21 protein-coding genes are annotated in these 23,987 nt (G+C 44.3%); 3 read left to right on the top strand and 18 right to left on the bottom strand.

What is annotated here, in order from left to right; translation table 11 throughout:
* Positions 1-87 precede the first annotated feature (87 nt).
* Positions 88-1,317, top strand: a complete 1,230-nt coding sequence (locus OCU30_RS10245) for a multifunctional CCA addition/repair protein (protein WP_077315774.1) — start codon at positions 88-90, stop codon at positions 1,315-1,317.
* Positions 1,318-1,394: 77 nt separating this feature from the next.
* Here OCU30_RS10245 and eno read toward each other — a convergent pair whose 3' ends face one another.
* The 5 genes from eno to rlmD all read right to left on the bottom strand — a co-directional run bounded on the left by eno (position 1,395) and on the right by rlmD (position 9,127).
* The gene (gene eno, locus OCU30_RS10250) at positions 1,395-2,696 is read right to left on the bottom strand and encodes a phosphopyruvate hydratase (protein ID WP_077315775.1); all 1,302 of its coding nucleotides are present in this window, start codon (positions 2,694-2,696) and stop codon (positions 1,395-1,397) included.
* A 74-nt stretch (positions 2,697-2,770) separates the two neighbouring features.
* Positions 2,771-4,408: a CTP synthase gene (locus OCU30_RS10255; protein ID WP_261821302.1), complete on the bottom strand. Its 1,638-nt coding sequence runs from the start codon at positions 4,406-4,408 to the stop codon at positions 2,771-2,773.
* Positions 4,409-4,587: 179 nt separating this feature from the next.
* Positions 4,588-5,412, bottom strand: a complete 825-nt coding sequence (mazG, locus tag OCU30_RS10260) for a nucleoside triphosphate pyrophosphohydrolase (protein ID WP_077315621.1) — start codon at positions 5,410-5,412, stop codon at positions 4,588-4,590.
* 102 nt (positions 5,413-5,514) lie between these two features.
* Positions 5,515-7,740: a GTP diphosphokinase gene (relA, locus tag OCU30_RS10265; RefSeq protein WP_077315622.1), complete on the bottom strand. Its 2,226-nt coding sequence runs from the start codon at positions 7,738-7,740 to the stop codon at positions 5,515-5,517.
* A gap of 67 nt (positions 7,741-7,807) precedes the next feature.
* On the bottom strand, positions 7,808-9,127 hold the full coding sequence (gene rlmD / locus OCU30_RS10270) for a 23S rRNA (uracil(1939)-C(5))-methyltransferase RlmD (protein ID WP_077315623.1): 1,320 nt from the start codon (positions 9,125-9,127) through the stop codon (positions 7,808-7,810).
* A 171-nt stretch (positions 9,128-9,298) separates the two neighbouring features.
* Here rlmD and barA point away from each other — a divergent pair, with 171 nt between their 5' ends.
* Positions 9,299-12,076 (top strand): two-component sensor histidine kinase BarA, encoded by a 2,778-nt coding sequence (gene barA / locus OCU30_RS10275; protein ID WP_077315624.1) that lies wholly within the window; start codon positions 9,299-9,301, stop codon positions 12,074-12,076.
* Between the two features lie 123 nt (positions 12,077-12,199).
* On the opposite strand, the gene acpS is transcribed toward barA, so the two are convergent.
* The 11 genes from acpS to rpoE form a co-directional block, all read right to left on the bottom strand.
* Positions 12,200-12,583 (bottom strand): holo-ACP synthase, encoded by a 384-nt coding sequence (gene acpS / locus OCU30_RS10280; RefSeq protein ID WP_077315625.1) that lies wholly within the window; start codon positions 12,581-12,583, stop codon positions 12,200-12,202.
* Positions 12,584-12,585: 2 nt separating this feature from the next.
* A complete protein-coding gene (gene pdxJ / locus OCU30_RS10285) occupies positions 12,586-13,317 on the bottom strand; it encodes a pyridoxine 5'-phosphate synthase (RefSeq protein ID WP_077315626.1) in 732 nt (243 codons plus the stop codon).
* Entirely contained in the window at positions 13,314-14,039 is a 726-nt protein-coding gene (recO, locus tag OCU30_RS10290; protein ID WP_077315627.1) for a DNA repair protein RecO, read from the bottom strand. Before recO ends, pdxJ begins: the two co-directional genes overlap by 4 nt.
* A gap of 86 nt (positions 14,040-14,125) precedes the next feature.
* Positions 14,126-15,094, bottom strand: coding sequence for a GTPase Era (gene era, locus OCU30_RS10295; RefSeq protein ID WP_077315628.1), 969 nt, complete (start codon positions 15,092-15,094; stop codon positions 14,126-14,128).
* A complete protein-coding gene (rnc, locus tag OCU30_RS10300; RefSeq protein WP_077315629.1) occupies positions 15,087-15,764 on the bottom strand; it encodes a ribonuclease III in 678 nt (225 codons plus the stop codon). The genes era and rnc overlap by 8 nt, the downstream gene beginning before the upstream one ends.
* Before the next feature lie 34 nt (positions 15,765-15,798).
* The gene (gene lepB, locus OCU30_RS10305) at positions 15,799-16,695 is read right to left on the bottom strand and encodes a signal peptidase I (RefSeq protein WP_077315630.1); all 897 of its coding nucleotides are present in this window, start codon (positions 16,693-16,695) and stop codon (positions 15,799-15,801) included.
* A 91-nt stretch (positions 16,696-16,786) separates the two neighbouring features.
* Entirely contained in the window at positions 16,787-18,580 is a 1,794-nt protein-coding gene (lepA, locus tag OCU30_RS10310; protein WP_077315631.1) for a translation elongation factor 4, read from the bottom strand.
* Between the two features lie 112 nt (positions 18,581-18,692).
* Positions 18,693-19,163, bottom strand: a complete 471-nt coding sequence (locus OCU30_RS10315; protein WP_077315632.1) for a SoxR reducing system RseC family protein — start codon at positions 19,161-19,163, stop codon at positions 18,693-18,695.
* Between the two features lie 2 nt (positions 19,164-19,165).
* Positions 19,166-20,125, bottom strand: coding sequence for a sigma-E factor regulatory protein RseB (gene rseB / locus OCU30_RS10320; protein WP_077315633.1), 960 nt, complete (start codon positions 20,123-20,125; stop codon positions 19,166-19,168).
* A 12-nt stretch (positions 20,126-20,137) separates the two neighbouring features.
* Complete coding sequence (locus OCU30_RS10325) at positions 20,138-20,743, bottom strand: sigma-E factor negative regulatory protein (RefSeq protein WP_077315634.1); 606 nt, start codon at positions 20,741-20,743, stop codon at positions 20,138-20,140.
* Positions 20,744-20,777: 34 nt separating this feature from the next.
* Positions 20,778-21,350: an RNA polymerase sigma factor RpoE gene (gene rpoE, locus OCU30_RS10330; protein WP_077315635.1), complete on the bottom strand. Its 573-nt coding sequence runs from the start codon at positions 21,348-21,350 to the stop codon at positions 20,778-20,780.
* Between the two features lie 369 nt (positions 21,351-21,719).
* On the opposite strand from rpoE, the gene nadB reads away from it, so the two are divergent.
* Positions 21,720-23,336: an L-aspartate oxidase gene (nadB, locus tag OCU30_RS10335; RefSeq protein ID WP_077315636.1), complete on the top strand. Its 1,617-nt coding sequence runs from the start codon at positions 21,720-21,722 to the stop codon at positions 23,334-23,336.
* Here nadB and OCU30_RS10340 read toward each other — a convergent pair.
* Positions 23,333-23,572, bottom strand: a complete 240-nt coding sequence (locus OCU30_RS10340; RefSeq protein WP_077315637.1) for a hypothetical protein — start codon at positions 23,570-23,572, stop codon at positions 23,333-23,335. The genes nadB and OCU30_RS10340 overlap by 4 nt on opposite strands.
* Before the next feature lie 148 nt (positions 23,573-23,720).
* The gene (locus OCU30_RS10345) at positions 23,721-23,981 is read right to left on the bottom strand and encodes an FAD assembly factor SdhE (protein WP_077315638.1); all 261 of its coding nucleotides are present in this window, start codon (positions 23,979-23,981) and stop codon (positions 23,721-23,723) included.
* Positions 23,982-23,987: the final 6 nt, after the last annotated feature.

Consider the following 23,987-nt stretch of genomic DNA (forward strand, 5'->3'; position numbering starts at 1 on the left):
CGTTCTCTATCATTACAACAAGGAGCAACGTATTATTACTCATCGTAATTATTCGTAAATTAATCCCCCAATCACTGAGGTTTTTAAGTGCAAGTTTATCTCGTCGGCGGAGCAGTCCGTGATCAACTGCTCAATCTTCCTGTTCATGACCGAGACTGGGTCGTAGTCGGCACAACCCCTGAGGATATGCGTGCACATGGCTATCAAGCCGTCGGTAAAGATTTCCCAGTGTTTCTTCATCCCACCAGTAAAGAAGAGTATGCACTCGCCAGAACCGAACGCAAAACCGGACTGGGCTATACCGGATTCGACTGCTATTTTGCAAAAGAAGTCACCATTGAAGAAGACCTAATGCGTCGAGATTTAACGATCAATGCGATTGCTCAAGATCCGCAAGGGAACCTTATTGATCCTTATCATGGTATCGATGATCTCGAACAGCGACAATTACGCCATGTCTCTGATGCTTTTGCCGAAGATCCCCTACGAGTCTTAAGAGTCGCACGCTTCGCCGCTAAACTCCATCATCTCGGGTTTTGTGTCGCCGATGAAACCATCGACTTAATGCGCCAAGTGGCCTTATCTGGCGAGTTAAATCATCTAACCCCTGAGCGAGTCTGGCAAGAATGGCACAAATCTCTGACAACACCAACACCTCATAAATTTCTCGAAGTTCTTAAAGAGTGTGGCGCGTTAGAATATGTATTACCGGAGATTGATGCATTATTTGGGGTACCTCAACCAGAAAAATGGCACCCTGAAATTGATACTGGCATTCACACCTTAATGGTGGCCGAGCAAGCAGCACAACTGAGTCACTCTCCGGTGGTTCGTTTTGCCGCTCAAGTCCACGATCTTGGAAAAGGGGTTACGCCAAAAGAAGAATGGCCAAGCCATAAACGACATTGCTACACCGGCATCAAAATCATTAAAGCATTATGTCAACGAGTCCGCGTTCCCAGTGAGTATCGTGATTTAGCGCTCGATGTCTGTGAGCAGCACACCAATCTTCATAATGCATTGCAACTCAAACCCGCCACATTAGTGAAGATATTCAATAAACTAAAATTATGGCGTCAACCGCAACGCTTAGAACAAGTATTACTCGCCTGCGCGGCTGACCATAAAGGTCGTTTAGGCTGCGAACACATAGCGTACCCTATACATGAATACGTCACTGAAGCCTTTAAAACTGCGGAACAAATCAAGGCACAGGATATCATTAACGATGGTTTTAAAGGTAAAGATATTAGTGAAGAACAAAGCCGCCGTCGGATCCAAGCGATCGCTAACTTTAAAACAGCATATTTAGCCTGAATCTATCATTTGACCGCACAAACAAAAAAAGCGCCTCCGTAGAGGCGCTTTTCAATTCGCTTTAAAGCCAGCTTAAATTAAGCTTGGCCTTTCACTTCTTTAAGGCCGTTGAACGCAGCACGTTCACCAAGCGCTTCTTCGATGCGGATAAGCTGGTTGTATTTAGCAACACGGTCAGAACGGCTCATAGAACCTGTTTTGATTTGACCTGCAGCAGTACCAACAGCAAGATCAGCAATCGTTGCATCTTCTGTTTCACCACTACGGTGAGAGATAACAGCTGTGTAGCCAGCATCTTTCGCCATTTTGATTGCAGCAAGTGTCTCAGTCAAAGAACCGATTTGGTTAAATTTGATGAGGATTGAGTTCGCAACACCTTTTTCGATACCTTCTTTCAGGATCTTAGTGTTAGTTACGAATAGGTCATCACCAACAAGTTGCAACTTGTCACCAAGTAGATCAGTTTGGTGCTTGAAGCCATCCCAATCTGATTCATCAAGACCATCTTCAATTGAAACGATTGGGTATTGATTAGCTAGATCTTGTAGGTAGAAGTTAAATTCTTCAGAAGTGAAGACTTTACCTTCGCCTTTCATGTTGTAGTTGCCCGCTTCTTTGTCGTAGAACTCAGACGCAGCACAGTCCATCGCTAGCGTGATGTCTTTACCTAGTTCAAGACCAGCGTTTTCAACGGCTTGTTTGATAACAGCAAGTGCTTCAGCGTTTGAGTCTAGGTTAGGAGCAAAACCACCTTCGTCACCAACTGCAGTGCTAAGGCCTTTCGCTTTCAGTACTTTAGCTAGGTTATGGAAAACTTCTGAACCCATACGAGCCGCTTCTTTGAAGTTTGGCGCGCCAACAGGTTGAATCATGAATTCTTGAATATCAACGTTGTTATCTGCGTGCTCACCACCATTTAGGATGTTCATCATTGGTAGAGGCATAGAGAAGTGACCAGGAGTGCCGTTCAATTCAGCAATGTGCTCATAAAGAGGCATGCCTTTTGATGCTGCAGCTGCTTTTGCGTTAGCAAGAGAAACCGCTAAGATAGCGTTCGCACCGAACTGAGATTTGTTCTCTGTTCCATCAAGGTCGATCATGATTTGGTCGATAGACGCTTGATCTTTCGCATCTTTGCCAGTCACAGCTTCAGCGATAGGACCATTAACAGCTGCTACTGCTTTAGTCACGCCTTTACCTAGGAAACGAGATTTGTCGCCATCACGTAGCTCAAGCGCTTCACGTGAACCCGTCGATGCTCCTGATGGTGCAGCAGCCATACCCACAAAACCACCTTCTAGGTGTACTTCTGCTTCTACTGTTGGGTTACCGCGTGAATCGATGATTTCACGACCTAGAACTTTAACGATCTTAGACATTAATGTTTCCTCTCATTGAATTTAAATGTCAAAACTAAAGGGGTCACTAAAATAATCAGTGCCCCCGTATCCTTTTACTCCAACTCGCCACGCTGGTATTGGCCCGCTGCTTTAATAAATCCAGAGAACAGTGGGTGTCCATCACGAGGGGTTGACGTGAATTCTGGGTGGAACTGAGCTGCTACAAACCAAGGGTGAGCAGGATTCTCAATTACCTCAACTAATTTTTTATCTGCTGATAAACCGGATACTTTCAAACCCGCTTTTTCCAGCTTAGGACGTAGAACATTGTTCACTTCGTAACGATGACGGTGACGCTCATGGATAGCTGCATTACCGTACAACTCGTACGCTTTTGTCCCTTCCGTTAAGTGACATAGCTGCGAGCCAAGACGCATAGTGCCGCCAAGATCCGAGGTTTCGTTACGTTCTTCTACTTTGCCTTCTTCATCAACCCACTCGGTAATTAATCCTACCACAGGGTGTTTGGTCTTTTTGTTAAATTCTGTTGAATGCGCATCTGTCCAACCCACCACATTACGTGAGAACTCAATCAATGCGACTTGCATACCTAAACAAATGCCAAGGTATGGAATATTGTTTTCACGTGCATATTGCGCGGCACGAATTTTACCTTCAACGCCACGATCACCGAAACCACCTGGAACTAAGATTGCATCTAAGTTCTCTAGTACTTCAGTGCCTTTGCTTTCGATATCTTCTGAATCAACAAATTGGATTTTGACACTTAAACGATTCTTCAGTCCAGCATGTTTTAATGCTTCGTTGACGGATTTGTAAGCATCTGGTAATTCCACATACTTACCAACCATACCGATAGTGACTTCGCCCGTTGGGTTAGCTTCTTCATAGATAACCTGTTCCCATTCAGACAAATCCGCTTCTGGCGCATCAATCCCGAAACGACGACATACGAGATCATCCAGACCCTGTGATTTGATCAACTGAGGGATCTTATAGATTGAATCCACATCTTTCATTGAGATCACAGCTTTTTCAGCAACGTTACAGAACAACGCTATTTTCTTACGTTCGTTAGCTGGGATCACACGGTCACTACGACATACCAAGACATCAGGCTGAATACCGACCGACAATAACTCTTTCACCGAGTGTTGTGTCGGTTTGGTTTTTACTTCGCCTGCTGCGGCCAAATAAGGAACCAACGTTAGGTGCATAAATAAGGTATGTTCACGACCAACTTCAATCGCTAATTGACGAATCGCTTCGATGAATGGCTGAGATTCGATATCACCTACCGTGCCACCGATTTCAACCAAGACGACGTCATAGCCTTCTGCACCGGCAATCACACGATCTTTAATGGAGTTTGTGATGTGAGGAACAACCTGAATGGTTGCGCCTAGGTAATCACCACGACGTTCTTTACGAAGTACATCAGCATAAACACGCCCTGCCGTAAAGTTGTTACGTTTGGTCATTTTGGTACGAATAAAACGCTCGTAGTGACCAAGGTCAAGGTCGGTTTCTGCACCATCTTCAGTCACAAACACTTCACCGTGCTGTGTTGGGCTCATAGTACCTGGATCGACGTTAATGTACGGGTCAAGCTTCATAATTGTCACTTTAAGACCACGTGCTTCTAAGATCGCTGCCAATGATGCTGCTGCAATACCTTTACCTAGAGAGGATACAACCCCGCCAGTAACAAAAATATAATTTGTCGTCATGTTTAACCTGAAATTGGTTGAAAGAGGGAAATGAATTTCTTCTGGACGGGATAAAATGATACCAGAACCCACTTACTGCCACAACGTGAAATCTATCACACTCAGTTTTTTCTTTATTGCTTTAAATCAAACTCCGGTGCGCCAATAGGCACAATCTCACGAGTTACAATCATTAACCGTTATTTTTCAGACATATCGGTTTTTTCCATTACTTTTACTTTATTCCAGTAACCATCTAATTCGTTTAAAGAACAGTCTGACAACGTTTTATCATTGCGGCGTACCTGTTGCTCAACTCCTCTAAAACGACGGATAAATTTATGATTTGCCTGACTCAGGGCTTGTTCAGGGTTATGACCTAAATGGCGTGACAAATTGACCACCGAAAATAATAAATCTCCCAACTCCTCTTGAACGCGCTGTTCATTCATCGGCTTTTGCGTTGCTTCCTCAACGACTTCATCAAGCTCTTCACGCACTTTATCAACGACCGGTGAAAGCTCTCCCCAGTCAAAGCCAAATTGACTGCATTTTTTTTGTATTTTATTCGCTTTCATTAATGCCGGCAGAGCATCCGGCACGGAATCGAGAATACTTTGCTCTTCAATACCTTTGCTCTGCTTTTCACGGTCTTTTTGTTCAGCCCAATTGGCATCGAGCTCTGCTTGTGTGGCAAAGTGTTGATCCCCGAACACGTGAGGATGACGACGTACTAACTTGTCGTTTACTTCTGCCACCACATCGTTAAAGTCAAATAACCCTTCTTCTTGCGCCAATTGGCTATAAAAAATCACTTGAAACAGTAGATCGCCCAGCTCTTCACGTAAATTCGACCAGTCTTGCTTTTGAATAGCGTCAACCACTTCATACGTTTCTTCAATCGTATGGGGGACAACCGAATCAAAAGTTTGCTTTTTATCCCACGGGCATCCGGTTTCTGGGTCGCGTAACTGCGCCATAATCGCCTGTAATTGCTCAATGGAGCGTGCTGAAGACTTCGCCATAATTCTACTCTTTTGTTCTGTCATCAAGTGAGGCTTAATATCAATCGTTTAGCCCGCCGATTAGTGGCTCACTGATAAGCCTACATATTGCTACTGGTACATTTAGCCTAAACGGCTCACTTGCATAACATCTTTAATTTGTTCAATACGTTTAGACACACGTCCAAGTATCTCGATATTTCTCACTTCCAGATCAAAATCCATCACGATCATTTGGCGCTTATAATCACTGCGACTTTTCATGCTCGTGACCTTCATTTTTTCATTGGCGAGCAGTGAAGTGATGTCTTTGAGTAACCCGCTACGCTCCATCGCTTCCACGCGCATCGTCAGGATGTAGTTCCCCACAAAATCACTGCCCCAGACCGTATCGATAATTCGTTCAGGCGCATGGTGGTTAAGTTCCGCTAATTGCTCACAATCACTACGGTGTACGGAAATCCCGCGACCTTGCGTGATATAACCACGAATATCATCGCCTGGGATCGGCTGGCAACAACGCGCCAAGTGAGTCATTACGTTATCAACACCTTCGACCACAACCGCATCTTTTTTCGATTTTTGATGCGCTTGTTGCGCTTTGGCCTCATCTTGCTGTAAACGCTCAAGTGCGATTTGGTCTTCTTCTTCAGCGGTCGGCTTATTCACTAATGCATTAATATGATTAATGATTTGGTTAATTCTTAAATCACCACTCCCGACACCGACAAACAATTCATCCAAACTATTCAGGTTAAAACGCTTCAGCGCGTACTGCTCCGCATCTTTGAGCGTTGCGCCAATTTTACTCAACTCGGCTTCAAGAATATCGCGTCCTGCTTCGAGATTTTTCTCGCGGCTTTGCTTACGGAACCACGCATTAATTTTCGCTCTAGCTCGGCCAGAATGCACAAAGCCTAGTGAGGGATTTAGCCAATCACGTGATGGATTAGGTTCTTTCGAGGTAATGATCTCGACCTGATCGCCCATATGCAGTTTATGAGTAAACGGGACAATGCGCCCTCCGACTTTTGCACCAATACAGCGATGCCCAACTTCTGAGTGAATATGGTAAGCAAAATCTAAGGGCGTAGAGCCCATCGGTAAATCCACCACATCGCCACGAGGAGTAAACGCATACACGCGATCATCAAACACCTGGCTACGTAATTCATCAAGCATTTCACCAGAGTCAGACATTTCTTCTTGCCAATCAATCAGCTTACGTAGCCAAGTAATCTTCTCATCGTAGCCACTACGCCCAGCGGTTGAGCCTTCTTTGTATTTCCAGTGCGCGGCAACGCCAAGTTCCGACTCTTCATGCATTTGCTTGGTTCGAATCTGGATCTCAATGGTTTTGCCTTCAGGGCCTAGAATAACCGTATGAATCGATTGATAACCATTGGGCTTAGGGTTAGCAACATAATCATCAAATTCATTCGGTAAATGCTTATATTTGGTATGAACCACACCTAGAGCAGCATAACAATCTTGCAGTTGATCGGCGATAATTCGTACCGCTCGAACATCAAACAGCTCATCAAATGCTAAGCTCTTTTTCTGCATTTTACGCCAAATGCTATAGATGTGCTTAGGCCGGCCACTGACTTCAGCATTGATATTGGAGGCGCGCATTTCCTGATGTAAGTCATCAACAAATTCTTGAATATATTCTTCGCGCACAATGCGTCGTTCCGACAATTGTTTGGCGATTTGCTTATAGGTATCGGGTTGCTGATAACGGAAAGCGTAATCTTCGATTTCCCACTTTAACTGACCAATCCCTAAACGGTTCGCTAAAGGAGCATAAATATTGGCACATTCTTTTGCTGCAGCACGACGTATTTCATCAGGCTCATCTTTGACCTCACGTAAATTACAGATACGTTCAGCAAGCTTGATCACAACACAACGAAAATCATCAACCATGGCGAGCAGCATACGACGCACGTTATCAACCTGAGCAGATGCTTCGCTGCCGTGCAAAGTCACATTCAATTGGCCAATGGCCGCCATTTCTTCGACGCCAATGATTAATTTGAGAATCTCTTTTCCGTAAACTTCGGTGATTTCTTCCTCTTCCAACACACCGCTCGTCGCAATCGGCAACAATAGGGCGGCAACCAACGACGGTTTATCCATCGAGAGCGTGATTAAAATCTCAATCATTTCACGACCACGCCACAGCAGTATACCGCCCTGTGCATTGCCTTCTAATAAGACCTCACACTGATGATACACTTCGGTCAGCCGTGCAGCGACTTTGGTCTCGAGCCCTAAACTGGTCACCCAAGAATCCAATTCAAACTGCTGTTCGGGGTTTAAATGTGCGCTCCGTACCGCAACCATGGATATCGTCCTAATGTCTTAGTGATTGTGAACCTAGTATACCAGCCTCTGCGTGTCAGGCTCCCAATCAAGATTTAATAAATAACGCCATTGATTCTAAATGGCTGGTATGAGGGAACATATCCAACATACCCAGTTTCGCTAATTTATACCCTTGTGCCAGCAAACGTTGACTGTCACGGGCAAGCGTCGCAGGATTACAAGAAACATAGACTATGCGCTGTGCTGCAAAATGTCCCATTTGATCAATCAGGCCTGTTGCTCCCGCTCGCGCAGGATCGAGCAGGATTTTATCAAATGTCTGCTGTGCCCACGTTTGTTCAGTGAGATCATCGGCCAAGTTGGCTTGATAATATGACACATTATCCAATTGATTGATGCGAGCATTGTCTTGAGCTTTCAAAACCATCTCATCAATGCCTTCGATCCCGGTCACATGTTGCGCTTGTTGTGCCATTGGTAAACTGAAATTACCTAGACCACAAAACAAATCTAACACCCGATCTTCTTTATTCACTTCAAGCCAATCCATTGCTTGTGTCACCAGGTGCTCATTCACATCGCGGTTTACCTGAATAAAGTTCACAGGCGTAAACGGGGTCTTTACCCCATTTTCATCATAATAAAGTTCTTCGCCAATCTCTCGAATTAATTCATTATTTTCCGGCATGAAATATAACGTAATCTGCTCGTTCTGTGCATAATCACGCAATTTGCTGGCATCTTGCTCAGAAAGTGTTGAAAGAAACCGCAACAATACCCCTACGCCATTACTGCCTTCAACTAACTCTAGATGACCCAACATATCCGGGCGTTTAAACGTTTCTAATATTGCTTTCAAAGGCGCTAAATGACGATTTAAACGTGGCGTCAGTACCGGACATTCTGTGATGGTCGCAATATGCTTACTTTGGCGCTGACGAAAACCAAACTGCAATTGCTGCTGAGTTTTGCTCCAAAACAGACTTAAACGCGCCCGGCGGCGATATTGGGTGTCTTGTCCAAGAATAGGTTTAGCAAGTGACAAAGATTCTCCTGCAAATTTTGCCATCAACTGCGACAGCGTCTGCTGTTTATACTCAACTTGTGCTGCGCGCTCCAGATGCTGTAAATCGCAACCACCACATACTTGATAATGTGGACAAAACGGGACAACACGTTGTTCACTCGGCTTTTGTACCTTAATCAATTGCCCCCGAGCGTATTTACTTTTACTTTCCGTCAACTGCATCAATACGGTTTCTGTTGGCAACGCCCCATCAATAAAGACGGGTTTCTTATTTAAGAAGGCAATCCCTGAGCCTTGGTGATCCAATTTATCAATCAAGACCGACTGATGCTTTTTATTGATCGAGGTATTTTTCTTCGGTTGGTAAAAACGCGCCATGCTTACTACCTATATTATTTTTTTGGTTGTTTTTGCCCGTGTATCACTATTCTGCTTCGGGATGATTGTCGAATGGGGTGGAGTTGATTAAGCTAAGTCACTTATTGAATAACCAGCGTACTGCCATGCTTGGTTATTTTCCCATATCCACAGCACAATGTTTAGATAATAATGATTAAATCCCGATATGGCTTGCGCGCGCGCGTTATTACGCTGACCCTAGCACCGACACTGATCATTGGATTATTGCTCAGTGCGCTGTTTTCTTTCAATCGTTATCACGATCTTGAAAATCAAGTGGTCAAAGATGGCTCTAATATTATTGAGCCTTTATCCATCGCCAGTGAAGATTCACTACGCCACAACAGCCGTGAGGCGGTGAGGCGTATCATCAGCTATGCGCATCGTAAAAACTCGGATTTTGTGCGCAGTATTGCGGTATTCGATGCCAATAATGAATTGTTTGTCACGTCGAATTATCACCCTAACTTTGAAAAAATGATGTATCCGAAGGGTAAACCGATCCCGACACTAAACACCTCATTACTCGATGAGAATACACTCATATTACGAGCTCCTATCCTCGATGAAAGCCGATTAGTCGATAGTAACCTCAATGAAACCACAGCGCCTATTTTGGGCTATATCGCCATTGAACTCGATCTCTCTTCGCTGCGCTTACAGCAATATCAAGAAATTTTCTCGGCCTGTATCGTCTTAATTATTGGTTTGATCTTATCAGGAATCTTTGCCGTACGTTTAATGCATGATGTCACCAAACCGATCACCAATATGAAAAACGTGGTCGACAAAATTCGGCGTGGTCACCTTGATGTACGGATAGAAGGAACTCTACACGGTGAACTCGACGATCTGAAAAAAGGCATCAATGCGATGGCGATGTCGCTCTCGGAATATCATGTAGAAATGCAACATAGTATTGACCAAGCCACATCCGATTTACGTGAAACACTCGAACAATTAGAAATTCAAAACGTTGAGTTAGATATTGCCAAAAAGCGCGCCCAAGAAGCCGCACGGATTAAATCGGAGTTTTTGGCTAACATGTCTCACGAGCTGCGTACCCCTTTGAATGGTGTGATTGGGTTTACCCGTCAAATGCTGAAAACGCAAATGACAAACAGCCAAAAAGATTATCTACAAACCATTGAAAAATCAGCTAATAACCTACTGAATATCATTAATGATATTTTAGATTTCTCAAAACTAGAAGCCGGTAAACTCGCCCTCGAAAACATTCCATTTGAGTTCCAAGATGCGCTGGAAGAAGTCATTAGCTTGCAAGCCACCACGGCTCATGAAAAAGGCTTAGAACTGACGCTCAAAGTTGATAGCACTATCCCTGCAGGCTTAGTCGGCGACCCATTACGTATCCAACAAATCTTAACTAACTTAATGGGCAATTCAATTAAATTTACTGAGCATGGCAACATTGATATTAGTGTTGAAATGCGCGCACAGCATGAAGATTATGTCGAACTGCAATTCATGGTACGTGATACTGGTATCGGCATTTCCGAGCGCCAGCAAGCGCAACTTTTCCAAGCCTTTAGCCAAGCGGATGCCAGCATTTCACGTCGCTATGGCGGTACAGGGCTCGGACTGGTAATTACCCAAAAACTGGTCAATCAAATGGACGGAGAAATCAGTTTAACGAGCCGCTTACATCAAGGCTCCACTTTCTGGTTTACCCTACGCTTGCATCAAACTGATATGCCAATGAGCAGTAGCTTTTTAGAGCTTGATACCTTACAAGATAAGTCTCTATTATTAATTGAACCTAACCGCCAAGCGGCTTCTGTTTTACAACACTTCCTCGATGAATGTGGCATTAAAGTGGTGTACCGTTCTGGAGTAACGCAAGAGAGTCAGCAATATGACTTTGTATTATATAATTTATCGCCAGGCCAAGAGATTAATCGCTCTGAGCTGCATGAAAATTTGGGCGCCTTAAAAACCATTAGCCACCATTTAATTGTCGGTGTACCAAGTACTGAAATTGCACTTGCAGATGAATTAATGAAAGACTTTGCGGTACTCAGTATCACTAAACCGATTTCACGGAAAAAGCTTCTTAATGCCTTACTGACCCATCGCCCAGTCACATTCAAAGAACTCAGTACGCCAGATAGCATCGATCGTCTACCGCTCACGGTCATGGCTGTTGATGATAATCCAGCGAACCTCAAACTCATTACCGCATTACTTAAAGAGCGAGTCGCCAACGTCATTAGCTGCAAAAGTGGTATGGACGCAGTGCAAGAAGCCACGCAACGTCATTTCGATATCATTTTGATGGACATCCAGATGCCACACATGGATGGCGTCGCTGCCAGTGAAAAGATTCGGGCGACGGACATTAACAGCCAAACACCGATTATTGCCGTCACCGCTCACGCAATGAGTGGGGAGCGCGACCGACTACTGAAAGCGGGGATGGATGACTACCTGACTAAGCCAATTGAGGAGCATGTCCTTCAGCAAGTTCTGAGCAACTGGAACCCTCATCGCGATCCAGAGCAACTTGAAACCGTGCGCTTTGATGCATCACCAGAAACTGGGCCGGTGGTCAGCGCAACCGAGACGGCAATCAATTGGGAGGCGGCACTAAAACAAGCAGCAGGCAAAACCGATTTAGCTCAGGAAATGTTGCGTATGTTAGTGGATTACATCCCACAAGTATCGCAGGTTATCGAGGAAGCGTTAGCGGATGATGATTATTCTATCGAAGACCTGTTGCATCATATTCATAAGCTGCATGGTAGCTGCGCCTACAGCGGTGTACCACGGTTACAATCGTTATGTGGCACATTGGAAAACTTGTTACGGGCAGGCTCTAATGTCATTGATATTGAGCCTGAGTTGTTTGAACTTCAAGATGAGATGGACAAAGTTATCACCTCAGCCGAGCAGTATTTACCGGCTTAATTCATGATCTGCATCTGCATCAATGCGGGTAAACATTAACCCGCTGTAACATAAAAAACGACGCAAATGCGTCGTTTTTTTATAATCATTATCGGCATCCATTTACTCTACTTGCCTGACAATTTAAGCCGATTCAGCGATGACTGTGGCAACGGCATAATGTTTTTCGTCAGAAATCGATATATGATAGTGAACAATGCCTTTCTCTAAAGAAAGCTGCTTGGCAACGCCAGAGACATTCAAGATAGGCTTACCCAACTCATCATTCGCTACAGCAAAATCTTGAAAAGAAACACCTTTAGCAATACCTGTTCCTAATGCTTTTGAAGCGGCTTCTTTGACAGCAAAGCGCTTGGCTAGATAACGAGCTGGCTGCTTGGTTTGCGTAAACACTACCAGCTCATTGGGAGTTAAAATCCGCGCAGCAAAAGCTTGACCAGTGCGCTCTAATACGCGTTCAATGCGATCAATTTCACAAATGTCGGTCCCTAAACCTATCAGCATAATATTTAACGTCGCGCTTCAATCATCGCGAGTTTCATATCCAGCACAGCTTTATCTAGACCCTCAAACATTGCTCGGCCCATGATCGAGTGCCCAATATTCAATTCATAGATTTCAGGGATTTTCGCGATAGCCGCCACATTATGGTAGGTCAATCCATGTCCTGCATTCACGGTTAAGCCAAGATCCGCGGCATAGCTAGCAGCCGCAGAGATTTTTTTCAGTTCCGCTTGTTTCTCTTCTTCTGTTTCGGCATCGGCATAATGCCCAGTATGAAGCTCTACAAACGGAGCGCCGCACATTTTTGCCGCATCAATTTGCTCACGGTCTGCATCAATAAATAAAGAGACGCGGATCCCCGCTGCCGTTAGCTTTTCTGTGGCCGCTTTTACTTTCTCATGCTGGCCAAGTACATCCAACCCACCTTCTGTCGTCAGCTCGGCACGTTTTTCGGGAACTAAGCACACGTATTCAGGCTGCACATTGAGCGCAATCCCCACCATTTCGTCTGTCACAGCCATTTCTAGGTTCATGCGCGTTTGCAGGGTTTCACGCAATAAACGCACGTCACGATCTTGGATATGACGGCGATCTTCTCGTAAATGAACCGTAATACCATCAGCGCCCGCACGTTCAGCAATATCAGCCGCGTGTACAGGGTCTGGATACTTAGTGCCTCGCGCATTACGCAAGGTCGCAATATGATCGATATTTACACCTAGATAAATTGAGCTCATTTGTCTGTACTCCGTGCTCTGGGTAAAACTGTTCGTCTAAACAGCTCCCGACTTTTTAATGGTCTACCGCCAAGGTAAGGTTTTAAGGCAATTCGCGTGAAACGCTTCGCGGCTTGTAATTGGGTTGAGGTTTGAAAACGTCGCTCACTAATCGCAACCAGTTCATCCCCTAAGAAAGTGAGATTATCCTTTCTTACCGAAGCAATAAAGCCTTTTTGTTCACGATAACGATATGTCATCGTCGGCACAATCGGTTCTCCTGTTCCAGCGCAGTGCAAAAAGTCGACGCCGTATCCCAAAGAGGAGAGTAACGCTAACTCAAAGCGTCGTAACGCCGGTTCAGGGTTAGAGGCTTGTGCTAGTTCAGTGAGTACTGACAAATAATCGTGAAACAATTCTGGGTATGGACTTTCTGGCGAAATAATACGGTCTATCAGCTCATTAACATACATTGCTGAGTAAAGATTAATTCCCGTCAACGGTATACCCAAACTTATCGGCTCAGCTTGCCGCAACGTCTTCATCGAGCCTTTGCCAGACCATTTGAGTAACAGGGGGGTAAAAGGCTGCAAAGCACCTTTCAAATTAGAACGCTTACCTCGCGCCCCTTTTGCCATAATGGATAAACGTCCGTATTCTTCGCTAAACACGTCAAGAATCAAGCTCGATTCGCTATAAAGACGTCGATGTAAAACAAAGCAACGCTGTAAACCGTCAGTCATAATGTGATATCCAATGACAGCTTAGCACATAAAAAAGGAGAGAAAGCAAAGAGCCATACTTGTGTATGACTCTTTGTTGCATGAGTTTATAAATCGTCGATGTAACCAAGAGAGCGCAATGCGCGCTCATCATCAGCCCAACCTGACTTCACTTTCACCCATGTTTCTAAATACACTTTACGGCCAAACAACTCTTCCATATCGAGACGTGCTTGTTGTCCGATCGTTTTAATTTTTTCGCCTTTGGTACCAATCACCATTTTCTTCTGGCCCGAACGCTCAACTAAGATCAAAGCGTTAATACGGAAACCATCGGTATCTGGGTTGTAGTCAAAGCGTTCAATTTCAACCGTGACAGAATATGGCAGCTCTTCCCCAGTAAAACGCATCAGCTTTTCACGTAAGATTTCTGACGCCATAAAGCGCTGTGAGCGATCGGTGACATACTCTTCGGGAAAGTGATGAATCGTTTTTGGTAAATGCTGGCGTACATGCTTATGCAATACATCCACATTCGTTCCATGCTTAGCCGAAATCGGCACAACATCCACAAAGTTATAACGCTGTGTCAATTCATGCATGTGTGTCATAACATCAGCACGCTCTTTGACGTTATCAACTTTATTGATACACAACACCACTGGGAAGTTGGCTTTTTGTAGCTTGGTAAAGACCATTTCATCGTCAGCAGTCCAATGGGTACCATCGACAAGAAACAGGACCAAATTCACATCGCTTAGAGAGCTATTCGCCGCGCGGTTCATTAAGCGGTTAATCGCACGCTTCTCTTCAATATGTAGCCCTGGTGTATCAACATAAATCGCTTGGTAATCACCTTCGGTGTCCACACCCATAATACGGTGGCGTGTGGTTTGCGGCTTACGCGATGTAATCGAAATTTTTTGTCCCAGTAGATTATTCAATAACGTGGATTTACCTACGTTAGGACGACCAACTATCGCGATAAAACCACAATGTTGGTTCTCTGGCGAAGACGGTGCGGTTTCTGGGGATGCAAAGAATGCATCAATATCAAACTCGTTATTTTCAGACATTGGTCAATTGCTCTAACGCTGATTCCGCAGCCGCTTGTTCTGCCTTGCGACGACTGGTACCTTTTCCAATAACAGGCTCTCCAAAGCCTGCAACATCACATGCAACCGTAAACTCTTGGTTGTGTGCTTCACCTTTAATGTTGCTAACAGTATAGATCGGAAGTGGCTTGCGTCTGCCTTGTAAAAACTCTTGCAAACGAGTCTTCGGATCTTTCTGTGACACGCCAGGCTCAATACTTTCTAAGCGAGGTTGATACCAACCTAAAATGATACCGCGTACCACTTCTAGATCACTATCAAGGTAAACTGCTCCGATAATAGCTTCGACTGCATCGGCTAATATCGAGTCACGACGAAAACCGCCGCTTTTCAATTCACCTGGACCTAATTTTAAGTAATCTCCTAGACCGAATTCTCGACCCAGTTCAGCCAACGTATTTCCTCTCACCAACGTCGCACGCATACGACTCATATCCCCTTCATTCACCTTAGGGAAACGGTGGTAAAGATCATCGGCAATGACAAAACTTAAAATTGAATCGCCCAGAAACTCAAGACGTTCATTATGTTTTCCATTAGCGCTACGGTGCGTCAGCGCTAATTCCATAAGATCGGCACTATTAAACGAGTAGCCGATCTTTTTTTCTAATTGATAAATTGGAGAATTCATACTCTCTCGATGCGTTGATGCTAGAAATTCTAGACTATTCTATCCCACCGATGCGATTAAAACGTACACCAGTTGGAACCCAAGTTGGTAAGACATCATCAGGTTTGCGATCAAACGTAAAGCTAATCCAAATCCCAACGGCTTTACCGACTAAATTAGCTTCAGGAACAAATCCCCAAAAGCGACTATCGGCACTATTATCACGATTATCACCCATCATGAAATAATGACCTTCAGGCACAACCCATTCATTAACACCCGCACGAGGACGGTAGTCGCTCACGCGATCAGCATGCATAGGGTTGAGCAAAATTTTATGATCCACTTTACCTAATTGCTCATCCAATTGCATTAGAGGAACTCCTCTCTGCATAAATTGGCTTTTCTGCACATGGCTCAGTGGCACTGGTTTGCATTGTGATTCGCCTTTGGGCTGAATACAAACCTGCTTAGTACGGCTATAACGGATCGTATCTCCAGGTAAGCCAACTAAACGTTTAATGTAATCGACACTCGGATCTAATGGATAACGGAAGACCACAATATCGCCACGTTTTGGTTCTGATGTTTTGATTAACGTTTTATGCCATACCGGATCTTTTAATCCATAAGCATATTTTTCAACGACAATAAAATCACCCACCAGCAAGGTCGGCATCATGGAGCCTGACGGAATCTGAAACGGCTCAAAAATAAATGAACGCAGAATCAAAACAAACGCAATCACTGGAAATAGCGAAACACTATTTTCTACCCACCAAGGTTGCGGATCAATCTTGTCAGCTAATTTAGGATCAAGGCCATTGGTTTCTGCTTGCAGCTTTTCCAGTTTTTGTTGGCGTTTTTTTGCCCATACCAGTTTTTCTAATACCCAAACAACACCGGTTACAAGGGTGAAAATAACTAGAAAAAGTGAAAATTGATTGGCCATGACTTCCCTTATCTATAAATACGAAAGTGAAAGAGCTAGGCCCTTTCACTTAAACGATTAATACATGAAAAACACTATATTTCGCAAGGCGTTAATCTTTACCTACATGCAAAATAGCTAAGAACGCTTCTTGAGGCAATTCGACGTTACCGATTTGCTTCATACGTTTCTTACCTTCCTTCTGTTTCTTCAATAGTTTTTTCTTACGGCTAACGTCACCACCGTAACACTTCGCAATAACATTTTTACGCAACTGTTTCACCGTCGAACGCGCGATGATATGTGAACCAATCGCGGCTTGAATAGCAATATCGAACATTTGGCGAGGAATAAATTCTTTCATTTTCTCAACCAAAAGACGACCACGGCTCTGAGCGATGTCACGGTGTGTAATGATAGCAAGTGCATCAACACGCTCACCATTCATCAAGACATCAACACGCACCATGTCAGAGGCTTCATAACGTTGGAAGTTATACTCTAATGACGCGTAACCTCGTGACGTTGACTTCAAGCGGTCAAAGAAATCTAACACCACTTCCGCCATAGGTAGATCGTAGGTTAACGCGATTTGATTACCGTGATAAACCATATCCACCTGAACACCACGCTTTTCAACACATAGTGTAATCACGCTACCTAGGTACTCATCAGGAACTAGAATATTACAGCGTGCAATTGGCTCACGAACTTCTTCAATATCAGAGACTGCGGGTAATTTAGCTGGGCTATCAACGTAAATAATCTCGTCATCGGTCTTAACCACTTCATAAACTACCGTTGGCGCAGTTGTGATAAGGTCGAGATTATATTCACGCTCTAAACGCTCTTGAATCACTTCCATATGCAGCATACCTAGGAAGCCACAACGGAAACCAAAGCCCAACGCCGCAGAAGATTCTGGTTCATAGAACAATGAAGCGTCATTAAGAGCCAAACGGCCAAGTGCATCACGAAAGCTTTCGTAGTCATCAGAAGAGACTGGGAATAAGCCTGCGTACACTTGTGGACGAACTTTCTTAAAACCAGGAACACGTTCTGCACAGCCGTTTTTCGCGTGAGTTAACGTATCGCCGACTGGAGCGCCGAGGATATCTTTAATTCCACACACAACCCAGCCAACTTCACCCGTATTCAGACCACCGGTAGGCACACGCTTAGGTGTAAAGATACCAATGCCATCCACACCCCATGTTTGCTCGGTGCTCATTACTTTAATTTTGTCATGCTTCTTTAGTGAACCATTTTTGATTCGTACCAAAGATACCACACCTAAGTAGTTATCAAACCAAGAGTCAATAATCAACGCTTGTAAAGGACCATCAGGGTCCCCTTGAGGAGCAGGAATAGAACGCACAATGTTTTCTAAAACATCTTCAATACCTTGTCCAGTTTTTGCAGAGCATTGCACTGCATCCATGGCATCAATACCGACGATATTTTCAATTTCTTCAGCGACACGATCGGGATCGGCAGCGGGTAGATCAATTTTATTGAGAACTGGAACGACTTCGAGATCCATATCAATGGCGGTGTAGCAATTCGCTAAGGTTTGTGCTTCCACACCTTGCCCTGCATCCACAACCAATAATGCACCTTCACACGCCGCCAGCGAACGTGATACTTCATAAGAGAAGTCAACGTGTCCAGGTGTGTCGATGAAGTTCAGTTGGTAGGTTTCGCCATCTTTCGCTTTATAATCAAGAGTCACACTCTGAGATTTGATGGTGATACCACGTTCACGCTCTAGATCCATAGAATCTAAAACTTGCGCCGCCATTTCACGGCTGGTCAATCCACCACAATCTTGAATAAGGCGGTCAGATAGTGTCGACTTACCGTGGTCGATATGGGCGATAATCGAAAAGTTACGAATGTGCTTCATAGGTTCGGGATGACTTAACTCTGGTAAATTTGAGACATGGAAGCGCTGAATGACTTAGCGCTTCCTTCGAGTGGGGCGATTCTAACGAATTTCACTACACTTCGCACCTTATTTAAACAATAGGTTCTCCGAGCACACGCAGCAACACCACTTCTTGTTGTGAACGTTTTTCCAACTGAGGGGATAAAAACTTGGCGAGATAAATCCCCAAGGCCATAAAAATAAACGCACATACAATCAAAGCACCTTCCCCTGTCCCTAGAAGAGGAGCCACCCAATGTTGACCAATCGCGGTCCCTAACATCATCATTAGTAAAGGAACGATATAAACCAAAGCCGCCGACTGTAATAGACTTTTTTCAGGAAAACCAATTTCAACAACTTGTCCGGCTTGCACACTTTTTTTCGTGGTTAGATGCCACAACAGTGCTTTGCTTTTAACCACATTCGACACTAAACCTGTTCCGCAACTTTTTTTCGATGCGCAACTACTGCAACTGGTTTTTTGCTCACAACTCAGCTGAATGTGATACTCACCTGAATCAGATTGGACACCCTTTACGGTCGCTAATGCCGTCATCATATCTATTTGGCCTCTTGCGCATTGAATACCACTGATTTAGCAATGCGTTGTGCAGTTGTCGGTGGTAAGTCTCCAATAACAGAGATTTCATAGTTACCACGAGTCACCGTTTGCAATGTTCTACGCCCTTGGCGAATCAGCTGATTACTTAATGAGTGGTCATCTTTCGGTGCCACATAAACCGAAAAGCTAAACAAGCCATCAGAAAACATTTGGTTTTCTACCACTCGCTTCGTGATGACCATACGGTAGCGATTGATTTCTAAAGATTTAAAGCCATCTGGCACCCAGTTCACTTTCCACGTCGCTTGCTTAACGTTGCTTTTGGGAACACTTAATACATCCGGTAAGTGGACATTTTTCAAACCCGACATAATATCGACAAGTTTATCATTAACAGAGTAAGAAATCGTGCGATATTGCTCAAGCACCTCGCCATCTCTGTCCACTAAATCAGCACGTAGTGGTAAGTTGCTATGTTCACCGACCCACAACACATAGGAATAGCGTAAGCCATCCTTCGGAACAATACGAATAACATGGCATGGTGTTCCGGCCTCACGATCACGTCCAATATTAACAAAATCGTAATGTTGACTCAGTTGGTCAATATCACTATTTAATAGCGGAATTAAAGGAGCAACCATATGGTGTGAGGCAATAGTGAAAGGCTTCACTCCAGGCTCAATATAGCTGATTTCATTTCCGCGGCGAATCACTTCGCGCACTGGACCACTAAGATAGACTAAATGAGCAAACTGCTGCTGTTTTTCATGAGCATGACGATAAAGCAGCGGCTCAATACTGTTTTTCTTAATCAAGATATAAGACAGCTCATAATTAAGCTGCTGACTAGCCTTGCTCATATCATGTAACAATGCCTTAGCTGACGTGTTATCTGCAAAAACAGGTGTTGAGTTCAAGCAGAGCAGCACCAGTACACTGATCAGAAATGTTTTCATTCAATTACCGATTTATTGAGCATCATGAGACGCGGCTTGCCTCTCACTATTCAACCTCAGTTGGAGTTCATAATCTTGCAACAGCGCGTTCACTCGACGGCGTTGCACTTGCATATTCTCTTCGCTACCTTGACGGTGTACAGAGTTGCGCGTCAAGCTAACTGGCTCAGCAGTACCAGATAAAGGGATCGTTTTTAATACTGGAATCTGATCATTTTGCGGCATAGACGCAACTTGGTCTTCTCCGCCATATTGCTGCACCCCCAAAATCACCACTAACGATACACACGCAGCGACTCCAACTTGTCCTAACTGGCTTAACCAGCCCGGTAGTTGGCGACGTACTTTCGTCGGTTGCGGCTGCGCTTCTATCGGAACAGCCTCATGAGCATGGGCGCTGTGCTGGTTGTGTGTCGGCTCGTTTTCCAAAGCCAGCGCCACACTTTCAGCAATATTCCACTCCGCCTTTTGGGGAGCATCACCTCGTAGAACATCACCAATTAAATGGTAATGCTTCCAGGTGTCGAGAGAGTCACGATCCGCTTCCAACTCTTGGATCAGCGATTTATCGATCATTTCCCCATCCATCAATGCTGAAAGTTTTTCTTTGTCAGCCATTATATCCACCATAAAATCGTTGCTAATAACGGTATTAGAGCAAAGGTTTTATCTTTTTCTCTACCGCTTCACGAGCACGGAAAATACGCGAACGCACCGTACCTACAGGACAATCCATAACTTGGGCAATGTCTTCATAACTTAAGCCATCGAGCTCACGTAAAGTCATTGCGGTTTTCAGGTCTTCAGGTAATGCTTCAATTGCCCCAAACACCACCTTCTTTAACTCTTTGGACAGCGTTAGGTTTTCAGGGTTCGAAATTTCTTTTAAAGCACTTCCTGATTCGTAATACTCAGCATCTTCCGCATCAACATCATTAGCAGGTGGGCGACGATTCTGAGCCACAATATGATTTTTAGCAGTATTGACAGCGATGCGATACAGCCAGGTATAAAACGCACTATCTCCACGAAAAGTTGGGATCGCACGATACGCTTTAATAAACGCTTCCTGCGCAACGTCGGCAACGTCTCCCGAATTGCTCACATACCTAGAAATAAGATTACACACTTTGTTTTGGTAGCGAAGCACTAACAAATTGAAAGCCTGTTTATCTCCGTTCTGAACTCGCTCAATCAATACTTGATCGGTCAGTTGCTCGTTCATTCGAGCGGTTACTCCTATTGTTATTATCCCTTACCTTCTCAGGTATGGGCATTAATTGTGCAGGTTATTTGGATACCACTGCTTATATGAGCACTATTGTGACCCAGTCGTTAAAATAAAGTTCAATTTTTTGTCAATTTTTCATCATAAGCTGACATAAAAACACCGAATCTCTAAGGTGAATTTTAGTGTAAAAGATTAGCTAGAGAAACTCAAAAAACCGACGTTACACTAATTTACCACCGATGTTTCTTGAAATGGTCGACAATTTTCTATCCCCTTAAGACTCAATGTAATAAAACAATAGAACCTAGACCTTAGGTCGCTTAAAATACTCGGATTATCCTCCCCGTTTAAAATGAGTCTTTTATGAGCACTAATCGTGAGTATCAGTGTGATGTGTTAGTGGTCGGTAGTGGTGCAGCCGGTCTCTCTTTGGCATTGCGTCTTGCTAACAATTGTCATGTTATTGTATTAAGTAAAGGTCCGCTCAGTGAAGGGGCTACTTATTATGCTCAAGGTGGCATTGCTGCAGTATTTGATGAAGCGGACAGCGTCGATTCTCATGTTCAAGATACATTAATCGCCGGCGATGGTCTGTGTGATGAAGAGAGTGTCCGTTTCATTGCTGAAAATGCTCGTGAATGTGTCCAGTGGCTTATCGATGGAGGGGTACCTTTTGACCGCATGGAAGACCAAGACAGTACAACCCCACGCTATCACTTAACTCGCGAGGGTGGGCACAGTCACCGCCGCATTCTTCACGCAGCTGATGCCACTGGAATGGCGATGCAAACCTCACTGCAAAATAACGTTCAGCAACAAAGTAATATCGACGTTTTTGAACGCCATAACGCCTTAGATTTAATCACCGAGGACATCAATAACGAGAAAATCGTCAAAGGCGCTTATGTCTGGAACCGTGCAGATGAGCATGTTGAAACCATCAAAGCTAAATTTGTCGTACTGGCGACAGGTGGCTCATCCAAAGTGTATCAATACACATCGAACCCAGATATTTCATCAGGTGACGGCATTGCCATGGCTTGGCGTGCAGGGTGTCGTGTTGCTAATTTAGAATTTAATCAATTTCATCCAACGTGTTTATATCACCCTGATGCGCGTAATTTCCTACTCACCGAAGCATTAAGAGGGGAAGGGGCATTGTTGCGACGTCCAGATGGCTCGCGTTTTATGCCCGAATTTGATGACCGTGAAGAGCTTGCTCCACGTGATGTCGTCGCACGCGCCATTGATTATGAAATGAAACGCTTAGGTGCCGACTGTATGTACGTCGACATTACCCATAAACCTGCAGAATTCATCGAAAAACACTTTCCAATGATTCACGCTCGCCTCATGGAATTAGGCATTGATATGACTAAAGAGCCGATTCCTATCGTCCCAGCGGCGCATTACACGTGTGGCGGAGTCATGGTCGATCGAGATGGGCATACGGATATCACTAACTTATATGCCATTGGCGAAGTAAGCTATACTGGGCTGCACGGCGCTAACCGTATGGCGTCTAACTCATTACTCGAATGCGTCGTTTATGCTTGGTCAGCCGCTAAACATATCGTCACTCGCTTGCCTCTCGTTACTATACCTGACTCATTACCGCCTTGGGATGAAAGCCAAGTCTCGTGTTCAGATGAAGAAGTGGTGATTCAACATAACTGGCATGAATTACGTCTATTTATGTGGGATTACATGGGAATTGTACGTACCGATAAACGCCTAGAGCGTGCTTTACATCGCATTCAATTATTACAAAAAGAAACACATGAATATTACAGTCATTTCCGAGTATCAAATAACCTCATTGAGTTACGTAACTTACTTCAAGTTGCCGACTTAATGGTGCAATGTGCGATTAAACGTAAAGAAAGTCGCGGGTTACACTATACTCTCGACTACCCAGACAAGCTGACAACAAACGCACCGACAATATTAACACCTGAGAACTCATCACAAACAGCTTAAAGAGAAGAACGAGAGCCTTGTTGCTCTCGTTTTAGCGACGCCAGTAATTGCCTATAGTCTTTTTCATGACACGCATCGCGCCATAACAACCATTTTTGGGTCGAACTTTCGGTAAAAATAACCAACACGGCCGCATAAGTCAGATCGACTTTTTGATAAGCAATCACTCGCTCACACTCAATCAATCGCTGCTCAGGGACGATTCGGACATCACCAAGCAAAGCGCTGTGAAACATGCGAGCAGGAGTGCAATACTGCCAAACAATAGCACCGCACACCACACTGGCGACCAGAGGTATAGCAGAGATTGTAACCGCCCATAGCAAAAGAGAAAAACAGGCATACGCGGTTACAAAAAAATGAAAAGATGGTTGGAGAGTAAGCTTAACGTGTTTTACTAAGGTTATAGGCGACAATTTTATCTACCATAGCAGCGTGCTTAAGATTATCAGAACGCCCGTGCCCCATTATCCATTGAAATAAATCAGGATCATCACACTCCAGTAAAGAAACGAAGTTGTCTTGTTCATCAAGAGTCAAACTCTCAAAACACTCATCAAAAAAGGGCATCATTACGACATCGAGTTCTAACATCCCACGTCGACATCCCCATTTAATACGAGCTTTTTGTTCTACTGAATACATCGTTTT

The sequence above is a fragment of the Vibrio palustris genome (assembly GCF_024346995.1).
GTDB lineage: Bacteria > Pseudomonadota > Gammaproteobacteria > Enterobacterales > Vibrionaceae > Vibrio > Vibrio palustris.

Bases quoted from the DNA above. Each gene is read 5' to 3' on its own strand.
- eno (WP_077315775.1), bottom strand. From the start codon at position 2,696: ATGTCTAAGATCGTTAAAGTTCTAGGTCGTGAAATCATCGATTCACGC.
- OCU30_RS10255 (WP_261821302.1), bottom strand. From the start codon at position 4,408: ATGACGACAAATTATATTTTTGTTACTGGCGGGGTTGTATCCTCTCTA.
- mazG (WP_077315621.1), bottom strand. From the start codon at position 5,412: ATGGCGAAGTCTTCAGCACGCTCCATTGAGCAATTACAGGCGATTATG.
- relA (WP_077315622.1), bottom strand. From the start codon at position 7,740: ATGGTTGCGGTACGGAGCGCACATTTAAACCCCGAACAGCAGTTTGAA.
- rlmD (WP_077315623.1), bottom strand. From the start codon at position 9,127: ATGGCGCGTTTTTACCAACCGAAGAAAAATACCTCGATCAATAAAAAG.
- barA (WP_077315624.1), top strand. From the start codon at position 9,299: ATGATTAAATCCCGATATGGCTTGCGCGCGCGCGTTATTACGCTGACC.
- pdxJ (WP_077315626.1), bottom strand. From the start codon at position 13,317: ATGAGCTCAATTTATCTAGGTGTAAATATCGATCATATTGCGACCTTG.
- recO (WP_077315627.1), bottom strand. From the start codon at position 14,039: ATGACTGACGGTTTACAGCGTTGCTTTGTTTTACATCGACGTCTTTAT.
- era (WP_077315628.1), bottom strand. From the start codon at position 15,094: ATGTCTGAAAATAACGAGTTTGATATTGATGCATTCTTTGCATCCCCA.
- rnc (WP_077315629.1), bottom strand. From the start codon at position 15,764: ATGAATTCTCCAATTTATCAATTAGAAAAAAAGATCGGCTACTCGTTT.
- lepB (WP_077315630.1), bottom strand. From the start codon at position 16,695: ATGGCCAATCAATTTTCACTTTTTCTAGTTATTTTCACCCTTGTAACC.
- lepA (WP_077315631.1), bottom strand. From the start codon at position 18,580: ATGAAGCACATTCGTAACTTTTCGATTATCGCCCATATCGACCACGGT.
- OCU30_RS10315 (WP_077315632.1), bottom strand. From the start codon at position 19,163: ATGATGACGGCATTAGCGACCGTAAAGGGTGTCCAATCTGATTCAGGT.
- rseB (WP_077315633.1), bottom strand. From the start codon at position 20,125: ATGAAAACATTTCTGATCAGTGTACTGGTGCTGCTCTGCTTGAACTCA.
- OCU30_RS10325 (WP_077315634.1), bottom strand. From the start codon at position 20,743: ATGGCTGACAAAGAAAAACTTTCAGCATTGATGGATGGGGAAATGATC.
- rpoE (WP_077315635.1), bottom strand. From the start codon at position 21,350: ATGAACGAGCAACTGACCGATCAAGTATTGATTGAGCGAGTTCAGAAC.
- nadB (WP_077315636.1), top strand. From the start codon at position 21,720: ATGAGCACTAATCGTGAGTATCAGTGTGATGTGTTAGTGGTCGGTAGT.
- OCU30_RS10340 (WP_077315637.1), bottom strand. From the start codon at position 23,572: ATGTTTCACAGCGCTTTGCTTGGTGATGTCCGAATCGTCCCTGAGCAG.
- OCU30_RS10345 (WP_077315638.1), bottom strand. From the start codon at position 23,981: ATGTATTCAGTAGAACAAAAAGCTCGTATTAAATGGGGATGTCGACGT.